The organism is Snuella lapsa, assembly GCF_039539345.1.
GTDB classification, from domain to species: Bacteria; Bacteroidota; Bacteroidia; order Flavobacteriales; family Flavobacteriaceae; genus Snuella; species Snuella lapsa.
This window is the reverse complement of record NZ_BAABCY010000038.1, coordinates 1-17,492: the sequence shown is the minus strand read 5'-3', so window position 1 is coordinate 17,492 and position 17,492 is coordinate 1. Positions and strand designations below refer to the sequence as shown.

Annotated in this window: 15 protein-coding genes and 1 pseudogene; 11 read left to right on the top strand and 5 right to left on the bottom strand. The window is 35.8% G+C overall.

The window, feature by feature from the left end:
• Nucleotide 1: 1 nt before the first annotated feature.
• The gene (locus tag ABD792_RS08405) at nucleotides 2-742 is read right to left on the bottom strand and encodes a hypothetical protein (protein ID WP_345005454.1); all 741 of its coding nucleotides are present in this window, start codon (nucleotides 740-742) and stop codon (nucleotides 2-4) included.
• Nucleotides 743-850: 108 nt separating this feature from the next.
• Between ABD792_RS08405 and ABD792_RS08400 the strand changes: the two genes are divergently transcribed.
• The 4 genes from ABD792_RS08400 (at nucleotide 851) to ABD792_RS08385 (ending at nucleotide 4,197) form a co-directional block, all read left to right on the top strand.
• Nucleotides 851-1,498, top strand: coding sequence for a thymidine kinase (locus ABD792_RS08400; RefSeq protein WP_345005453.1), 648 nt, complete (start codon nucleotides 851-853; stop codon nucleotides 1,496-1,498).
• A complete protein-coding gene (gene alr, locus ABD792_RS08395) occupies nucleotides 1,491-2,597 on the top strand; it encodes an alanine racemase (RefSeq protein WP_345005476.1) in 1,107 nt (368 codons plus the stop codon). The genes ABD792_RS08400 and alr overlap by 8 nt, the downstream gene beginning before the upstream one ends.
• Nucleotides 2,598-2,669: 72 nt before the next feature.
• Nucleotides 2,670-3,071 carry a large conductance mechanosensitive channel protein MscL gene (mscL, locus tag ABD792_RS08390; protein ID WP_345005452.1) on the top strand — a complete coding sequence of 134 codons (402 nt, stop codon included), beginning with the start codon at nucleotides 2,670-2,672 and terminating at the stop codon, nucleotides 3,069-3,071.
• A 136-nt stretch (nucleotides 3,072-3,207) separates the two neighbouring features.
• The gene (locus ABD792_RS08385) at nucleotides 3,208-4,197 is read left to right on the top strand and encodes an aspartate-semialdehyde dehydrogenase (protein WP_345005451.1); all 990 of its coding nucleotides are present in this window, start codon (nucleotides 3,208-3,210) and stop codon (nucleotides 4,195-4,197) included.
• A 130-nt stretch (nucleotides 4,198-4,327) separates the two neighbouring features.
• Here ABD792_RS08385 and ABD792_RS08380 read toward each other — a convergent pair whose 3' ends face one another.
• The 3 genes from ABD792_RS08380 to ABD792_RS08370 form a co-directional block, all read right to left on the bottom strand.
• The gene (locus ABD792_RS08380; RefSeq protein ID WP_345005450.1) at nucleotides 4,328-5,410 is read right to left on the bottom strand and encodes an acyltransferase family protein; all 1,083 of its coding nucleotides are present in this window, start codon (nucleotides 5,408-5,410) and stop codon (nucleotides 4,328-4,330) included.
• Between the two features lie 141 nt (nucleotides 5,411-5,551).
• Nucleotides 5,552-6,028: a LexA family protein gene (locus ABD792_RS08375; protein WP_425568132.1), complete on the bottom strand. Its 477-nt coding sequence runs from the start codon at nucleotides 6,026-6,028 to the stop codon at nucleotides 5,552-5,554.
• Nucleotides 6,029-6,069: 41 nt separating this feature from the next.
• Nucleotides 6,070-7,326 (bottom strand): Y-family DNA polymerase, encoded by a 1,257-nt coding sequence (locus tag ABD792_RS08370; protein WP_345005449.1) that lies wholly within the window; start codon nucleotides 7,324-7,326, stop codon nucleotides 6,070-6,072.
• A 215-nt stretch (nucleotides 7,327-7,541) separates the two neighbouring features.
• Here ABD792_RS08370 and ABD792_RS08365 point away from each other — a divergent pair, with 215 nt between their 5' ends.
• The 7 genes from ABD792_RS08365 (at nucleotide 7,542) to ABD792_RS08335 (ending at nucleotide 16,578) form a co-directional block, all read left to right on the top strand.
• Entirely contained in the window at nucleotides 7,542-9,983 is a 2,442-nt protein-coding gene (locus tag ABD792_RS08365) for a TonB-dependent receptor plug domain-containing protein (protein ID WP_345005448.1), read from the top strand.
• A gap of 72 nt (nucleotides 9,984-10,055) precedes the next feature.
• Nucleotides 10,056-11,219 carry an aminotransferase class I/II-fold pyridoxal phosphate-dependent enzyme gene (locus ABD792_RS08360; RefSeq protein WP_345005447.1) on the top strand — a complete coding sequence of 388 codons (1,164 nt, stop codon included), beginning with the start codon at nucleotides 10,056-10,058 and terminating at the stop codon, nucleotides 11,217-11,219.
• A gap of 64 nt (nucleotides 11,220-11,283) precedes the next feature.
• Nucleotides 11,284-11,910 (top strand): dethiobiotin synthase, encoded by a 627-nt coding sequence (gene bioD / locus ABD792_RS08355; protein ID WP_345005445.1) that lies wholly within the window; start codon nucleotides 11,284-11,286, stop codon nucleotides 11,908-11,910.
• Complete coding sequence (gene bioA, locus ABD792_RS08350) at nucleotides 11,907-13,172, top strand: adenosylmethionine--8-amino-7-oxononanoate transaminase (protein WP_345005444.1); 1,266 nt, start codon at nucleotides 11,907-11,909, stop codon at nucleotides 13,170-13,172. Before bioD ends, bioA begins: the two co-directional genes overlap by 4 nt.
• A 21-nt stretch (nucleotides 13,173-13,193) precedes the next feature.
• Nucleotides 13,194-14,348: a beta-ketoacyl-[acyl-carrier-protein] synthase family protein gene (locus ABD792_RS08345; protein WP_345005442.1), complete on the top strand. Its 1,155-nt coding sequence runs from the start codon at nucleotides 13,194-13,196 to the stop codon at nucleotides 14,346-14,348.
• A 219-nt stretch (nucleotides 14,349-14,567) separates the two neighbouring features.
• Nucleotides 14,568-15,200, top strand: coding sequence for a hypothetical protein (locus tag ABD792_RS08340; protein WP_345005440.1), 633 nt, complete (start codon nucleotides 14,568-14,570; stop codon nucleotides 15,198-15,200).
• Nucleotides 15,169-16,578 (top strand): flotillin family protein, encoded by a 1,410-nt coding sequence (locus tag ABD792_RS08335; RefSeq protein WP_345005438.1) that lies wholly within the window; start codon nucleotides 15,169-15,171, stop codon nucleotides 16,576-16,578. Before ABD792_RS08340 ends, ABD792_RS08335 begins: the two co-directional genes overlap by 32 nt.
• Nucleotides 16,579-16,859: 281 nt before the next feature.
• Here ABD792_RS08335 and ABD792_RS08330 read toward each other — a convergent pair.
• Nucleotides 16,860-17,418 (bottom strand): annotated as a pseudogene (locus ABD792_RS08330) (IS256 family transposase); the annotation flags it as partial.
• Nucleotides 17,419-17,492: the final 74 nt, after the last annotated feature.

Genomic DNA, 17,492 nt, shown 5'->3' with positions numbered 1-17,492 from the left:
ATTAAAACTTCCCTTCAATAATTTCCATAAATCGTGCTTCAAATTCTTCTTTGCCAGTCCAATTATCATAATCTGGTTTTACAAATTCTTGAATAAAGTGCTTGGCATCTTTGAAGGAACCTGCTGTATTTATTTGGGATATTACCCGATCGTAATCTTCGTTTTTACCATCAAACAGGTGCTTTATAAAGGCCAGTTTATCATTTAACCCAATTGTTAACCCCCCCGTTTTTAATTTGTCGTTAAGTGATTTTCTTTCTTCAGATTGCCCATTTACAGACTTAGGAACTGGATCGAAAACTGGAACATCCTCAAACCCTGCGGTGATGTCTTCAAAATCGTTTTTATCGTATTTTGGTTTGGGTATGGCTTCTTCAAAAATAGTATCTATTTCTTGTGTCTCTTGGGGCATTTGAGCAACCATATCCTTAATCGTTTCCATTACAGGTTCCATAATTTGGTCGTCTTCAACCTCATCCAAATTAATATATAATTTGTCCTCAACTTCAATTGTATCACTTATTTTATTGTTAAACGCAGTATCTAACATCCCAAAAAAAGAAGAGTCACTACCAATGGTTGGCATATCTTCTTCAAAATTCTCATGTGCAAACTTTAATACCGTTAATTTTTCGAAAAGAGCCGATACCTCTTCATGCATCTTAATAACATCATCCTTTCCTTTTAACTTAAGAATCCGATGCGCTATACTTATCAGTTCAGACTCTAGCTTCTTTTTCATAGGTTTAATTTTTTTTAATTAATACTCTTTAGGCTTTTATTTTTTAATAAATTTACGCCACCTTTATACAAACCAATAATTGCTTTGTTTTAGTGTTAAAATTACAAAATGTTTCTTGAAAACACAGTAAATCATAAAGAACAATTTGGCTGGATTGAAGTTATCTGTGGCTCGATGTTTTCGGGAAAAACCGAAGAATTGATTCGCCGTCTTAAACGTGCTCAATTTGCTAGACAGAAAGTAGAGATATTTAAACCTTCTATTGACGTACGTTATAACGAAGACATGGTAGTCTCTCACGACGACAATGAAATTCGTTCGACTCCAGTTCCAGCTGCTGCCAACATACCTATTTTGGCCGATGGTTGTGATGTAGTTGGTATTGATGAAGCCCAATTTTTTGACGATGAAATTGTTCGTGTTTGTAACGACCTGGCTAATAAAGGTGTTCGTGTTATTGTTGCGGGACTGGATATGGATTTTAAAGGCAACCCTTTTGGCCCCATGCCTTTTTTAATGGCTACTGCCGAATATGTTACCAAAGTACATGCTATTTGCACCAGAACAGGGAACTTAGCCCAATATAGTTATAGAAAATCCACTAACGACAATCTGGTGCTTTTGGGTGAGGTTGAAGAATATGAACCTTTAAGTAGGGCCGCATATTATAAAGCAACTATGCGAGATAAAGTTAGAAACATGAGGGTTAACGATGCCGAAGAAATCACCTCCAAACCCAAAGACCCAAATGCCTAAAGCGCAAGAAACTGTACTTGAAATTGATTTAAAAGCACTTAAACATAATTTTGAGTACCTAAAATCGAAGCTAAACGATACAACAAAATTTTTGGCCGTGGTTAAGGCTTTTGCTTACGGCAACGATGCCAATACTATTGCTAAATCCCTAGAAAGCTTAAATATCGATTACTTTGCCGTAGCCTACACCAACGAAGGCATTGCGCTTCGTAAAGCGGGCATTAAAACTCCTATTTTGGTACTACACCCACTTAGTGCAAATTTTAGTGCAATAATAGAACACCGCCTAGAGCCTAGTTTATACAGCTTGAAAATTTTTGATGCATTTTTATCGGCAGCTTCAAAAAACAACCAAACCAATTACCCCGTTCATATAAAATTCAACACTGGGCTAAACCGACTTGGTTTTAATGAGTACGATGTAGATGAAATCGTTTCTAAACTAAACAACACAGTTGCTATACATGCAACATCTATTTTTTCTCATTTGGCTGCCAGCGAAGACCTTGCCGAAAAAGTATTTACTTTAAAACAAATAAATAGTTTCAAAAATATTTCTAAAAGCATTATAGAAAAACTCAATTACAAACCCTTGTTTCATTTATGTAATACCTCGGGCATACTAAACTATCCCGAAGCTCATTTCGATATGGTTAGGAGTGGTATTGGACTATATGGTTTTGGAAATTCTAAAAAAGAAAACAAACATTTAAATCCTATTGCAACATTAAAAACCGTTATTTCTCAAATCCATACCATAAAAAGAGGCGATTCTGTAGGCTATAACCGAGGCTTTAAAAGTGATTCTGACCAGAAAATAGCAACGCTCCCTATTGGTCATGCCGATGGTATTGGCAGGCAATATGGACAAGGCAATGGTTTTGTTTTTATAAACAATAAACGCGCCCCTATTATAGGCAATGTTTGTATGGATATGATTATGGTTAATGTTACCGATATAGATTGTAACGAAGGGGACGAAGTTATTGTTTTTGGACAAAACGCTTCTGCAGAAGACTTAGCCGAAACCGCCAACACCATTTCGTACGAATTAATTACGGCTATCTCACAGCGCATTAAACGTATTATCTTAAGATAGTTGACACTTCTAATTTTTATTATGTAAGTTTTTTAGCTATTTTAGTTATTCACTAACTAAAAATGTATTATTATGTTAAAAGAATTTAAAGAATTTGCAATGAAGGGCAACCTTGTAGACATTGCAGTTGGTTTTGTAATGGGTGCTGCTTTTAAAGAAGTTGTAACCATTTTTACAGGTGGCATTGTATCTCCACTGATTGGATTAATCTTCAAAGCAGATTTCAAAGATTTAAAATACATTATTAAAGAAGGGGTTGCTAATGCCGAAGGTGTTATTGAAGGCGAAGTATCTGTAATGTGGGGAGCCTTTTTAACTAGCGTTATTGACTTTATTATTGTTGCATTTGTTATGTTCATGCTAATAAAGGGCATTAATAAATTAAAAAAGAAAGAAGCACCGGCTCCAGAAGCACCAAAAGGTCCTTCTCAAGAAGAGCTACTTGCTGAAATACGTGATTTGTTAAAAAAATAACAAATTGTTACATATATAACGCTGTGTTATTTGTTGTTAAAAAGGCCTCCGTTTTAAAAATTGAGGCCTTTTTTTGGATTTTAAAATAGAATTAATACTTAGTTTTGCATACTTAATTATCTTAAAATTTAAACGAATGAAAATAGCTGTTGTAGGGGCCACTGGCATGGTTGGCGAGGTTATGCTAAAAGTATTGGAAGAACGTAATTTTCCTATTACCGAATTATTATTAGTTGCATCAGAGCGTTCTGTTGGAAAAAAAATGACTTTTAAAAATAAGGAATATACCGTTATTGGATTGGCGGATGCTGTTGCTGCTAGACCACAAATCGCTATTTTCTCGGCTGGTGGGGACACTTCTCTAGAATGGGCTCCTAAATTTGCTGAAGTAGGCACGACCGTAGTTGATAATTCCTCTGCTTGGCGCATGGATCCTACTAAAAAGTTAGTAGTTCCGGAAATTAATGCACAAGAATTAACTAAAGATGATAAAATTATAGCCAACCCCAATTGTTCGACTATACAAATGGTAATGGCTTTGGCTCCACTACATAAGGCGTACCAAATGAAGCGAGTAGTCGTTTCTACTTATCAGTCAGTTTCTGGTACTGGTGTGAAAGCTGTAAAACAATTGGAAAATGAAATTGCTGGTATTGAAGGTGAAATGGCATACCCTTACCCTATTGGCAAAAACGCTTTACCACATTGCGATGTGTTTATGGAAAATGGTTATACCAAAGAAGAAATGAAACTTGCACGCGAGCCGCAAAAAATATTTAATGACAGTACCTTTTCAGTTACCGCTACAGCCGTTCGTATTCCAACAGCAGGGGGGCACTCCGAGTCTGTAAACGTTGAATTTGAAAATGATTTTGATTTATCGGATGTTCGCAATATGCTTAGCGAAACTCCTGGTGTTGTATTACAGGATAACACAGAAACCAACACCTATCCAATGCCAATTTATGCGCATGACAAAGATGAGGTTTTTGTTGGACGCCTTCGTAGAGATGAAACGCAACCTAACACACTAAACATGTGGATTGTTGCCGATAACCTACGAAAAGGAGCTGCTACAAATACCATCCAAATAGCTGAATATTTACTTGAAAACGATTTGGTATAAAAAACCATCTGTGTTTATCTTACATAAATAATATCGGTAACCTAGATTCGTTCTGAGTTGCCGATATTTTATTTTAGGCAAACCTTGTCAAAACCGGAATAATAGACTTTGCTAGTCAATCCTTACAAACTTACACCTTAATAAAAATCTTTTTCCTATAAAGAAAATAACCTAAGAGCATGTACGCTAGTACAACTGCTAAAGCGTACATTAAAGAAGATAGTTTATTGCTTAAAAAATCATGAACAAATAGTGTGTTATAAAGCCATGCATGTACGTTCGTGCCTCCTACTTTTGTTAAATAAAAGGTTTTCGAAACAAAACTTGATAAAAAATAAATAGTAATAGCATTCATGCCAACATATTTATAGATTGCACCAAATTTAAGTTGTCTAACATCGGTTAAATAGTAAATACATGCCAATATTAAGGTACCCCATCCAGCAGTAACTAAAACAAAACTACTGCTCCAAAGCGCTTTGTTAATAGGAAACCAAATATTCCAAACATACCCAAAAAGCAAGAGAAGAACTGCTACTACAAGCAAGGGTTTTATATCCCTAAGACCATCCAGTAGTTTTCCAACAAGAACTCCAATTATACACGTAGCTATTGCAGGTAAGGTACTTAAAAGGCCTTCAGGATCGTAATCGGCTTGCCACATATGTTTTCCTAAAAGATTTGAATCAATATACATAGCCCAATTATTGGATGCCCTGTCAAAAGTTGGCAATGTACCATCTGGCAAAGGAACATAACCCAAAAACAACCAATAAACAATTAGTATGATAGTTCCTATACCAAATAAGTTTTTCCAATTACAGTTGAGGTATAGTATTGCCGAAAAAAGAAAAACGATACCAATACGCTGTAATACCCCAAAAAATCTTAAGGTTTCGAATTCTTTTACAAAAGGAGCATAAGGCAAAAACAACCCCAAAAACAGCCCTAAGCCCATAAGCTTTAGGCTCCGCACTATAATCTTTTTATATGTTGCTTGAGCATTGGGTTTATTTTTATATGCAAAGTAGATAGAGATACCAACTATAAACAAAAAAAATGGAAATATTAAATCGGTTGGTGTTAGGCCATGCCATTTAGCATGAAGCAAAGGGGGATATACATGGCTCCAACTTCCGGGAGTATTAACAAGTATCATAGCCGCTATGGTAAATCCTCTTAAAATGTCTACAGACTCGATACGTTTTTTCATGCAAAAGTTTTATATAATTGACTAAATATATTTAACATAGTACAAAAAAACTAAACAATTCAGGGCTTAAAAACACATGGCTCTGCAATTTACATAACGCCGTTAGAAGCCTCCTTTTTAAAAAGATAGTTCCTCTAATACTTATACTTTCTTAATCACATTGGTAACAATTCCCCAAATAACAAAGTTGTTTTCTGATGTAATCTTTATAATGGGATAATCTGGATTCTCGGGCTGCAACCATATATTTCCATTTTCTACACGCAAACGCTTAACTGTAAACTCACCATCCAAGAAACAAACAGCTATCTTATTATTTGCTGGTTCCAAACTTCTGTCTATTACCAAAAGGTCATTATCATCAAGCCCAGCACCAATCATAGATTGTCCGCTAACTCGTGCAAAAAAAGTAGCTTCTTTGTTTCTTATAAGTTCCCTATCTAAGGATAACCGTTGTTCCTTAAAATCCTCGGCTGGCGATGGAAATCCTGCAGAAATTCCCGCATCAAAAAAAGGTGCTCCCGAATTGTTTGATATATTCGGAATAAAAAACGTAAGATTTTTTGTTTGTTTAACTAACATGGTGTTCTTTGGAGAGAATAGTGCATCTCTCGCCATAAAGTTACTAAAGATTCGCTCATTACATACAAATGTCTCTATTATTTTACCACAATAATATCATTAATATTAGTTGTATACCTTGGTGTCAAACGCTCTTGCCGCATTTTCCAGGTACGTTTTAAGTCTTGATTGCCCAATTTTATCTTATAATCGGAGTATTTTGTATTCAAATGATCTATAGTATGCATCAAATGTTTATGTTTTTTATTTTCCTGTTCAAACAAATCCAACTGATAATTGTTTTCAGGCACTAAACCTGTAACAATTACACCGGCCCGTTTGTATTTTATTCCAGGCTTAAAAATTGAGGCCACTGCTTTTACAGCACAATTACTGATTATCAAAGACGAATTGGTTGGGTGCGGTAAACTTATCACCTGACTCGCCCGATGTTGTTTCTCCTGTTTTTTATGCTTATCGCTACTTAGCATCACATAAACCATATGACAACTCGAATGTTGTTTACGCAATTTTTCTGCACAACTCATAGCAAAGGTAGATACCCGTTCCTTAATATTATCAAAATCAGAAAACGTATATTCAAAACTTCTAGTAGTGGCAATAGCTCGTTTTGTTTTAACCTCATCCAGCATTATGGTTGGTATACCTTCTAAATCTTTTTTAAGCTTCCATTCGGTAATTGAAAAGTTGTTACGCACCCAATCATCCGATAACTGTACAAAATCGAATGCAGTATTACAATTTTTAGTTTTTAGACGCTTTTGCAATCTACGCCCTATGCCCCATACACTTTCTAGTTTAATCCATTGCAGTGCCTTTATCCGTTTTTCTTCAGAATCTATCACGTAAACGCCCTTTGTTCGTTCGGGAAATTTACGTGCAATTTTATTGGCGACTTTACTTAAGGCTTTCGTTGGCGCAAGTCCGACACAAGTAGGAATGCCCGTCCATTTTAATACACGGTCTCTTATTTGATGACCATAATCATCAAAATTATGATTATCAAATCCTTTAAACTCCAAAAAGGCTTCATCGATACTATATACCTCAACATCTGGCGTAAACTGCTCTAACAGAGTCATTACACGACTACTCATATCGCCATACAACGGGTAGTTAGAAGAAAACACTTGAATATTATTTGCTTTACAAAATCCCTCCCATTTAAAAATAGGTGCTCCCATAGGTAAACCAATTGCTTTGGCTTCATCACTTCGTGAAATGACACACCCATCATTATTACTTAAAACAGCAATAGGTTTATTTCGTAAATTCGGATTAAAAACCCGTTCGCAAGACGCATAAAAATTATTACAATCTACCAAGGCATACATAGTTCGAAAGTACTAAAAACACATTTTCACTTAATTCCTTTTGTAAAGTTCATCAATTAAGCTTAATCTTTAAAAAAAAATCTAAAATATCTCTTTAATGATCTATCATTTTATTCTAATTCTTAATTTTAAGCCTAATCCAACTTTAAATAGAATTATACACCCCTTCCATTTGGTACAGTTTTTGTAAGTTTTACCGCCTAAACCTCATTGATATGAAAACCAAAATATTTCTTTTATTCCTTTTTCTATTCCTATATTCTCATCATTTTTTATCCGGTCAAACTAACTCTGATTCAAACAATGCAATCTCTAAAGAGAAAGTTTATCTTCACTTGGATCGCACCTATTATAACGCTGGAGATGACCTTTGGTTTAAAAGTTATGTCGTAGACGGCACTTTTAACGCTCCTGCTAGTGACAGTACAGTAGTATACGTTGACATTATCGACAAGAAAGGCAGTATCATTGATTCAAAAATCACAAAAGCGGCACAAGGATTTGGTTTTGGGGATTTTAAATTAGCCGCCGATCTAACTGGAGGTGTTTATTACATACGTGCTTATACTAATTATATGCGCAACTTCGACGATGCTTTTTTCTTTAGAAAAAGTATATTCATTTCTCCTTTATCAAATAATAAAAAGTTCAAAAAAAATACTTTATTAGATGACATATCTTCAAGCCCGCAAAATCAGAAAACTCATAAACCCGATCTACAATTCTTTCCCGAAGGAGGGTATTTAGTTAATGGTTTTTTTAACACCATTGCTTTTAAAGCCATAGATAGCGATGGAAAAAGCATTGATATATCTGGTCAAATAACAGACTCTTTGGGGACTGAGGTGACAAATTTTAAATCAACTCATCTTGGAATGGGAGCATTGCTAATCAAACCAGAAAAGGGTAAAAAATATAAGGCGACAATTAATTTTAATGGAAAAGAATACAGCTACAAATTACCCCAAACACATGATAACAAACCTCTTATGCAAATTAAGTCCATAAAGGATTTTTATTACCTAACGATTAAAACTAATCCGAATATTTCCTTGGAAGAATACAAAATTGAAGCAAAATATGGTAACATTATACTTTATGATGCGAAAATAAAAGGAAACAATCCAAATGTTGTTCTTAAAATACCTAACGACAATTTTGATCAAGGCATTATAAAGTTTACACTCTTTAATACAAACAACACCCCTGTGAGTGAACGATTGGTATTTAACTATAATAGAGAGAACAAAATAATAGTGACAGCTAGCACGAACTCGAGATCCTATAAAACAAATCAAAATATCCCCCTTTTAATAGACTTAAAACAGGACTCATTAGAAACAAATACCCTTGAAGGAACAAACTTTTCTGTTTCGATAACGGACATAGCAGCTTCTCAACCAACTATGAATCAAACAGATATTGCATCTTATTTACTTTTAAATTCAGAATTAAAAGGTGCCATAGAACAACCTGGATACTATTTCTATTCTAGCGACCCTAAGCGAGAACAAAACTTAGATTTATTAATGCTTACCCAAGGTTGGCGTCAATATCTATATGACGACACCCCCAAGAATACAGACAACATCTTTAATACCGAAACAGGCATTACTGTCTCTGGAACAGTTAAGCGCTTTTATAATTATAGAAAAACAACAACAGCAGATGTTTCATTAACATATTGGGGCAATAGTGGCATGAATTTTAGTAAAGTGAAAACCGATTCCAATGGTAAGTTTTTGTTTAGTAATGCCAATTTAATAGATGGAGGGAAAATTGTACTACAAGCCAAAGATGACGAACGTCCTAAAAACAAATATATTATAGAACTTGCCCCCTTCAACCCAGCTCCTACCAACTCTAAATATGCTCGTTATTTTCAAAAAGACAGCTATGATCAATTTTTAAATATCCCCGATGAATCTGTAAGGCTTGACGATTTATATTTAAATGAAAAAGGGCTCATTGTTTTAAATGAAATAGAATTAAATGGCCCTCCAAAAAGCCGCGTAAATCGCATTCAAAAGGTAAGACTAAAAAATTCAATTTATTTTAGCCCATCAAGTACCGTCGACTTTGAAAGATTAAGAAACATGCACTACACTAATCTTCTCGATGCCATTAGGGGACGTGTTCCTGGAGTAGATGTATTTCAAAATAAAGTAATTATTAGAGGCCCACAAAGTATAGCTCGAAATATAGAGCCCTTATATTTAATAAATGGTATTCCAACAGATAGCAGTATTTTAACATCAATACCTGCCAATGAAGTAGATTTTATCGATGTTATAAAAGGCTCAAGAGCTGCGATATTTGGAAGTTCTGGAGGCGGAGGTGTCCTGGCTATTTATACAATACAGGGAGTAGAGCCCTCATCTCCCAAAGACGGGAAAGAAGCTGTTACTTTTAATCATCACGGATTCTCTATTACTAGAAAATTTTATGAACCAAACTATGAATCTAAAAATGATTTTCAGGAAAGTCCACAAAGTGCTACTCTCTTTTGGAGTCCTGAAGTAATAATCAACAAGGAAGGTCAAGCACATATTAATTTTTCTTCAGGAACCGTATCTGGCACCTATAATTTAAAACTGGAAGGCTTAACAAATGATGGCATACCTTTAACAACGCAAACAAGTTTTACCGTAGAGTAAAAAAAGACCTATTTAGATTTTCTATATTTTTAATGGAAGTCCTAAATAGGCTTTTTTATTTACTTTTGTTAAATGGATTTCCCTAAAAAACTACAACAAAAACTGGAAGGCCGCAAAGCCGTTAATGCCTTACGGAAATTAGGGTCACAAAACAACTTAATCGATTTTTCATCTAATGATTATTTAGGCTTCTCAAAGAATGAAACCATCTTTAAAGCTACTCACGATTTCCTAATTGGACATCGCATCTCACAAAATGGTGCTACGGGATCCCGTTTACTTTCTGGCAACCACCCGTTGTACTCTGTTGTAGAGTCTGTACTATGTAATTTCCATAAAAGTGAAGCTGCGCTTATTTTTAACTCGGGATACGATGCCAATGTTGGTTTTTTTTCCTGTGTTCCCCAAAAAGATGATATTATTTTATATGACGAATACATACATGCTTCTATTCGTGATGGCATTACTATGAGCCTTGCAAAAAGCTACAAATTCAAGCATAATGATATAGAAGCATTAGAAAATATGATGCTTCGCCATTCTAAACCTGTTTCAGAGTCCCACCAAAACATATACATAGTTACAGAATCTGTTTTTTCCATGGATGGTGATTCGCCAGATCTTATTCGTCTTTCAGAAATATGCAAAAAAAACAATGCCTATTTGATAGTAGACGAAGCACATGCTATTGGTTCTTTAGGAAAGCACGGGGTCGGACTGATTCAAGATCTAAAACTGGAGTCACAAGTTTTCGCACGATTAATAACATTTGGAAAAGCATTGGGATGCCATGGCGCTGCCATACTTGGAAGCGACAATCTTAAACAATACCTCATTAACTTCTCGCGTAGTTTCATTTATACCACAGCCTTGCCTCCACACAGTTTGGCAACTATCAATGCGGCATACAATGAACTTATTTCGACTCAAAACGGGGTGCTTCTAAAGAGAAACATTATACATTTTAAATCCGAAATCACAAAGAACAACCTTCAACATCTGTTTATTATAAGCAATTCTTCTATACAATGTTGTATTATTTCAGGAAATGAACGGGTAAAATCGATAGCAAAAAAATTACGAGAGTTCCATTTTGACGTAAAACCCATTTTATCACCAACCGTTCCCAAAGGTCAAGAACGCCTGCGTTTTTGTTTACATAGCTATAATTCGACAAAGGAAATCTCGGATGTATTACAACAGTTAGCTACTTTTGCAACGACAATGACATGTTAAGTACATCCAAAATATATCATTAGGTTTCTTATATCAATTAAAATTAGATTTCTACCAGCACAGAATGACAAAAATAAAAACATATTTTATTACAGGAATATCAACAGATGTAGGAAAAACAATTGCTTCTGCTATTGTTACCGAAGCATTAAAAGCCGATTATTGGAAACCTATACAAGCAGGGGATCTGGACTATAGCGACACGCATAAAGTACAAGCATTAGTATCGAACAGTAAATCTGTATTTCACCAAAACAGCTATGCTTTACACACCCCAATGAGCCCACATGCTGCTGCAAAAATTGACAATATAACTATTGACATAAATCAGGTAAAATGCCCAAATACAACTAATGATCTGGTGATTGAAGGCGCTGGCGGCTTACTGGTTCCCTTAAACGACACCCAAACTGTTTTAGACCTTATCAAACCACATTATAAGGTTATTGTCGTATCCAGACATTACCTGGGAAGCATTAACCATACCCTTTTAACAGTTAATGCGTTAAAAGAAAAAGGTTATGACGTTGCCATTATTTTTAGTGGAAAAACACACCCAACTACAGAGGATATTATTAAGAAAATGACAAATATTCCTATTGTAGGACGTATTGATGAAGAACCGTATTTTGATAAAAAGGTAGTAAAAGAATATGCTGAATTGTTCAAGGAAAATTTAAAGAACTTATGACACTACAGGAACGTGACAAAAAACATTTATGGCACCCCCTAAAGCAGCATCAGTTAAACCCTGAAAGCTTGGGGATTGTAAAAGCCAAAGGTTGTATTTTAACTGACGAACAAGGGAATGAATATATTGATGCCATAGCATCGTGGTATACCTGTATGTATGGACATTGTAATGATTTTATAGTTGATCGTGTTTATAGTCAAATGCAACAACTAGATCATGTCATGTTTAGTGATTTTACCCATGAACCTGCCGTAAAGCTATCTGAAGAACTTATTAAAATACTTCCTGCTAATCAAAATAGGATTTACTTTAACGACAACGGCTCTACCGCAGTAGAGTCGAGTATTAAAATGGCGCTCCAATATTATTTCAATAAAGGAGAAAAACGATCAACATTTATAGCCTTTGAAAATGGTTTTCATGGTGACACCTTTGGGGCTATGAGCGTTTCGGGACTGTCGGTCTATAATGGGCCATTTGAAGACTTTTTAATTGAAGTTAAGCGCATTCCAACACCAAATGGTTCAAATCACAATACTATTTTAGATCAGCTAAAAACACTTACTTCAAAACACAAAATAGCAGGTTTCATTTACGAACCTTTATTGCAAGGTGCTGCAGGAATGACCATACACGATGCCAATGGGTTAAACGACATTCTTAAATTTTGTAAGGATAATGGCATTCTGTCCATTGCTGATGAGGTCATGACCGGCTTTGGAAAAACAGGAAAGTATTTCGCGTCAGATCACATTGAGACCAAACCAGATATTATGTGCTTGAGCAAAGCCCTTACTGCTGGATTGTTGCCCATGGCCATTACGTCTTGCAGAGAAAACATCTATGAAGGTTTTTTAAGCAATGATATAACCAAAGGATTTTTTCATTGCCATACCTATTCCGCTAATCCTGTGGCATGTGCAGCTGCTATTGCGGGTATTGAATTATTGACTTCAAATGAAATTCAAGACAATATCAAACGTATTCAAGCAACCCATAAAAGTTTTGAAGCAAAAATAAAAGACCATCCTAAAATTAAAGGGACTAGACATTTAGGAGTTGTTTTGGCCTTAGACCTTAATACCAAAATGGAACGTTATGGCCATTTGCGAGACAAGTTGTTAAAATTCTTTATGGACAGGGGCGTGTTTTTAAGACCTCTTGGAAATACCATTTACATACAAGTGCCTTATATAATCACAGAGCAACAACTGGAAAAAGTACACAAAACCATAGAAGATTCCTTAGCAATAGTTTAAATTTGCACCAAAACCAAATCCTTGCAAAAACCCATTTCCATAACGGCTGTCGCATCTATTTCCCCATTAGGGAAGACCTTAAATGAAACTTGGGAAAGTTACCAAAATGATACACATTGTATTACTGAAATGTCCTTGAAAAAAGGCAGTGCATTGGTTTCAAAAATACCTACAGAAGCTCAAGAAACGATTGAAACGTTACGCCTATCGGATTCCAAGTATAAAACACTCGACAGAACGGTTTTATATGCCATCTATGCTTCCCGGTTAGCCATCCAGCAAGCTGGTTGGAAAAGTTCTGATAATTTCGGAATTAATATCGGGTCTTCACGAGGGGCAACTCATCTTTTTGAGACCTATTATGATGACTACCTGAAAAACGACAAAACGAAGACTTTAAGTTCTCCTACAACTACTTTGGGAAACATATCTTCTTGGATCGCTCACGACCTACAAACCAAAGGCCCGGAAATAAGTCATTCCATTACCTGCTCTACAGCTTTGCATGCTGTACTTAATGGCATTGCCTGGATTCAATCTGGCATGTGCGACAAGTTTCTGGTGGGCGGTAGCGAAGCCCCCTTAACTCCGTTTACTATTGCCCAGATGCAAGCTCTAAAGATTTATGCTAAAAACAATAGCAGCTACCCATGTAAGGCTCTCGATCTTTCCAAAAAGCAGAATACTATGGTTTTGGGCGAAGGTGCTTCGGTAACCTGTTTGGAAATGGGCAAGCATCCCAATACCTTGGCAACTATAGAAGGCATTGGTTTTGCAACAGAAATATTAGAACATAACATCTCCATTTCCAGCGATGCCAAATGCTTTCAAAAATCCATGCGAATGGCCTTAGAGAACATCAATCCAGAAACAGTAGACGCTATCGTCATGCATGCCCCTGGAACCATAAAAGGCGATCTGAGTGAACTAAAAGCTATCCAAGAAGTCTTTAAAGATAAAGTGCCTGCCGTTACGTCTAACAAATGGAAAATTGGTCATACTTTTGGTGCTTCGGGTGCTTTAAGCTTAGAACTTGCCATATTAATGCTACAACATCAAAAATTTATAGGTGTACCCTACATAAAAAACAAAAAAGCTCCAAAACAAATAAAAACGGTTTTAGTTAACGCCGTTGGTTTTGGAGGTAACGCTGTTTCAATCCTACTAAAGCAATAAAAGTTTTGGCTACAATAATTAAATGAAATTATTACACTTTTTGTAACAAAATTTTATTGACGACTACTAACTATTATAACCTTTAAAAGGCTTCTCTAAAATAAATGGCAGATAAATGCCTTATTTTAAAGAGTTACCTTCAATTTTCTTACAAATACTATTGTAGGATTATTCAAAAGGTCTTACATTTCAGCTTTAATCTTTAACACTCTATTAAAAATGGTTTGGTTTTCAGAATTGGATTTATTTTCAAAATTTTACTGGATTATTGCGTCGATAAGCTCTCTGCTATTTATCTTCATAATAATAACGACCTTTTTGGGAATTGATGGCGCCGAAGACATTGACGATATCGACACCAGTATAGATGCTGATACTGGCATTGAATTCCAATTTATTACTTTTAAAAATCTTATTGGTTTTTTTACCATTTTTGGATGGAGTGGTATCGCATGTATGGATGCTGGACTTTCAAATGTACTAACCATTGCTATCTCCGTTTTTTGTGGTCTGATAATGATGACTATTATGGCCACCATGTTCCATTATATGAACAAATTAAGCGATAGTGGCACCTTAAACTATAAAAATGCCATTGGAGCCATTGGAGAAGTCTACCTCACAATCGGTGCCCATCGATCCAGAATGGGTAAAGTCCATATCCGCATTCAAGGAGCCCTTCGCGAACTGGAAGCTCTTTCCGATTCTCTTACAGAGCTCAAACCTGGAACCATCATTAAGGTTACCGAAGTTACCAATAACGATATTTTAATTGTTAATACAACACAAAAATCCATAGAACCTATTAAAACAAAACCTTATGAAATACCTGCTAACACAAGAGATATCTAATTTAGGATTACCCATTACAGTTATTTTTGCTGTATTATTTGTATTCATCTTTTTAATTATCTTGATTAAACGCTACAAGCGTTGCCCTTCAGATCGCATTTTGGTCGTTTACGGTAAAGTAGGTGGCGGACAATCGGCCAAATGTATACATGGTGGTGCCGCCTTTATTCTACCTGTTATCCAAGATTATGAATTTTTGGACTTAACACCCATTTCAATTGAAGTAAATCTGGTCAATGCTTTATCTAAGCAAAACATACGTGTTAACGTACCTTCTCGTTTTACCATTGGGGTCTCCACCGAACCTGGTGTTATGCAAAATGCTGCCGAACGCTTACTTGGTCTTGGTCTTCAAGACATTCAGGAGTTGGCCAAAGAAATTATCTTCGGACAGTTACGCCTAGTAGTTGCATCTATGGATATTGAGGAAATTAACTCAGACCGGGATAAGTTCCTGACCAATATTTCACAAAGTGTAGAATCTGAACTTAAAAAAGTTGGATTAAAACTAATCAACGTAAACATTACCGATATTGTCGATGAGTCTGGTTATATAGAAGCCTTAGGTAAAGAGGCCGCTGCACACGCTATAAACGCTGCCCGTAAATCGGTAGCCGAGAAAAACAGAGACGGTTCTATTGGTGAAGCCAATGCAGTACAGGATGAAAGAACCCAAGTCGCAGCTGCTAATGCACAAGCTGTTGAAGGTGAAAACACCGCCAAAATAGCAGTTGCTAATTCAGACTCACTACGCCGTCAAAGAGAAGCAGAAGCAGAACGTGTTGCTATTGCTTCTGAAAAAGTACAGGCAGCCAAAGCATTGGAAGAGTCTTATGCTGCAGAAAAGGAAGCCGAAACAGCAAGGGCAGAACGCGAGCGCTCTTCACAAGTAGCAGATGTTATCGTTCCTGCTGAAATTGATAAAAGAAAAGTAGAGATTGATGCCGAAGCTGAGGCAGAAAAAATAAGGAGACGCGCTAAAGGTGAAGCAGATGCTATTTTATTTAAAGCACAAGCAGAAGCACAAGGACTCTATGAAGTATTAACTAAACAGGCTGCTGGTTTAGACGAAATTGTTAAAGCTGCTGGTAATAATTCCAAAGATGCTGTTTTATTGCTTATTGCCGACAAACTACCTGAACTTGTTAAAATGCAATCAGAAGCCATTAAAAACATTAAAATCGATAAAGTTACCGTTTGGGAAAATGGCGGAAACAAAGATGGCAAATCATCTACCGCTAATTTCCTTTCCGGAATGTACAAATCGGTTCCTCCATTACAAGATATGTTTAATATGGCAGGCATGCAGTTACCAGACTATTTAAAAGGCAAAGAACCTGCTTCAGAAAAAGTTGAAGACACTTCGGAAGAAGAATAAGCTTATGCACCTAAGAGACCGATGAGGTCTGAATAGTGATTTGTTTTGTTCATCAGAGAAGAGCGAAGAATTTATCTTAACACATTGAAGACCAATAATTCAACACGAATATTGGGTAAGGGATTTATGTCAGTTTGAGTGCCAAATCTGTGATTTGGTGTATCGAAAACCAATAAATTCTCAACTAAAAGTGTTTATCGATACTAAATTCTTCCAAAATTTCACTGGAGGAGACATTGGAAGCCTTAAGCATTATTCACGTTCGTTTATGGATATGTAAATTAAACTCTGTCTGAGTTGTCAATCCTCATGTGGCTAGCCACATGAGGATTGGTTTTTAAATCCAGTTGTATTCTATCCCCAAATTTAATATATAATTGCTGAACGGTCAAACTCCAATTTGTTAATGGAGATGTCCACTTTTTTTGGATATTCATTGTTGCCAAATATACTAGTTTGAGCAATGCCATATCATTAGTAAAAGCTCCTTTTGTTTTGGTGACTTTTCTAACCTGTCGATGGAAGCCCTCTACGGCATTGGTGGTATAAATGATTTTACGAATGGGCTCAGTATATTGAAAATACTGAGATAGTTCTTCCCAGTTGTTTTGCCAGGATTCTATAACAACAGGATATTTTTGACCCCATTTTTCTTCTAAAGCCAATAAAGCATCTTCGGCTAAATTTTTTGTGGCAGCTCTGTAAACAGGCTTTAAAATCACGCATAAATTCCTTTTGGTCCTTAGAGGCTACATATTTGATTGAGTTTCGGATTTGGTGTACAATACACTTTTGGACCTGAGCCTTTGGAAAAACGCTTAAAATGGCTTCTGTAAAGCCTTTAAACCTGAGTTCGACGTAAGAAAAGCGATTTTTTGGTATAGAAAAAGCAGAATATTTAGTATATTAAAGTG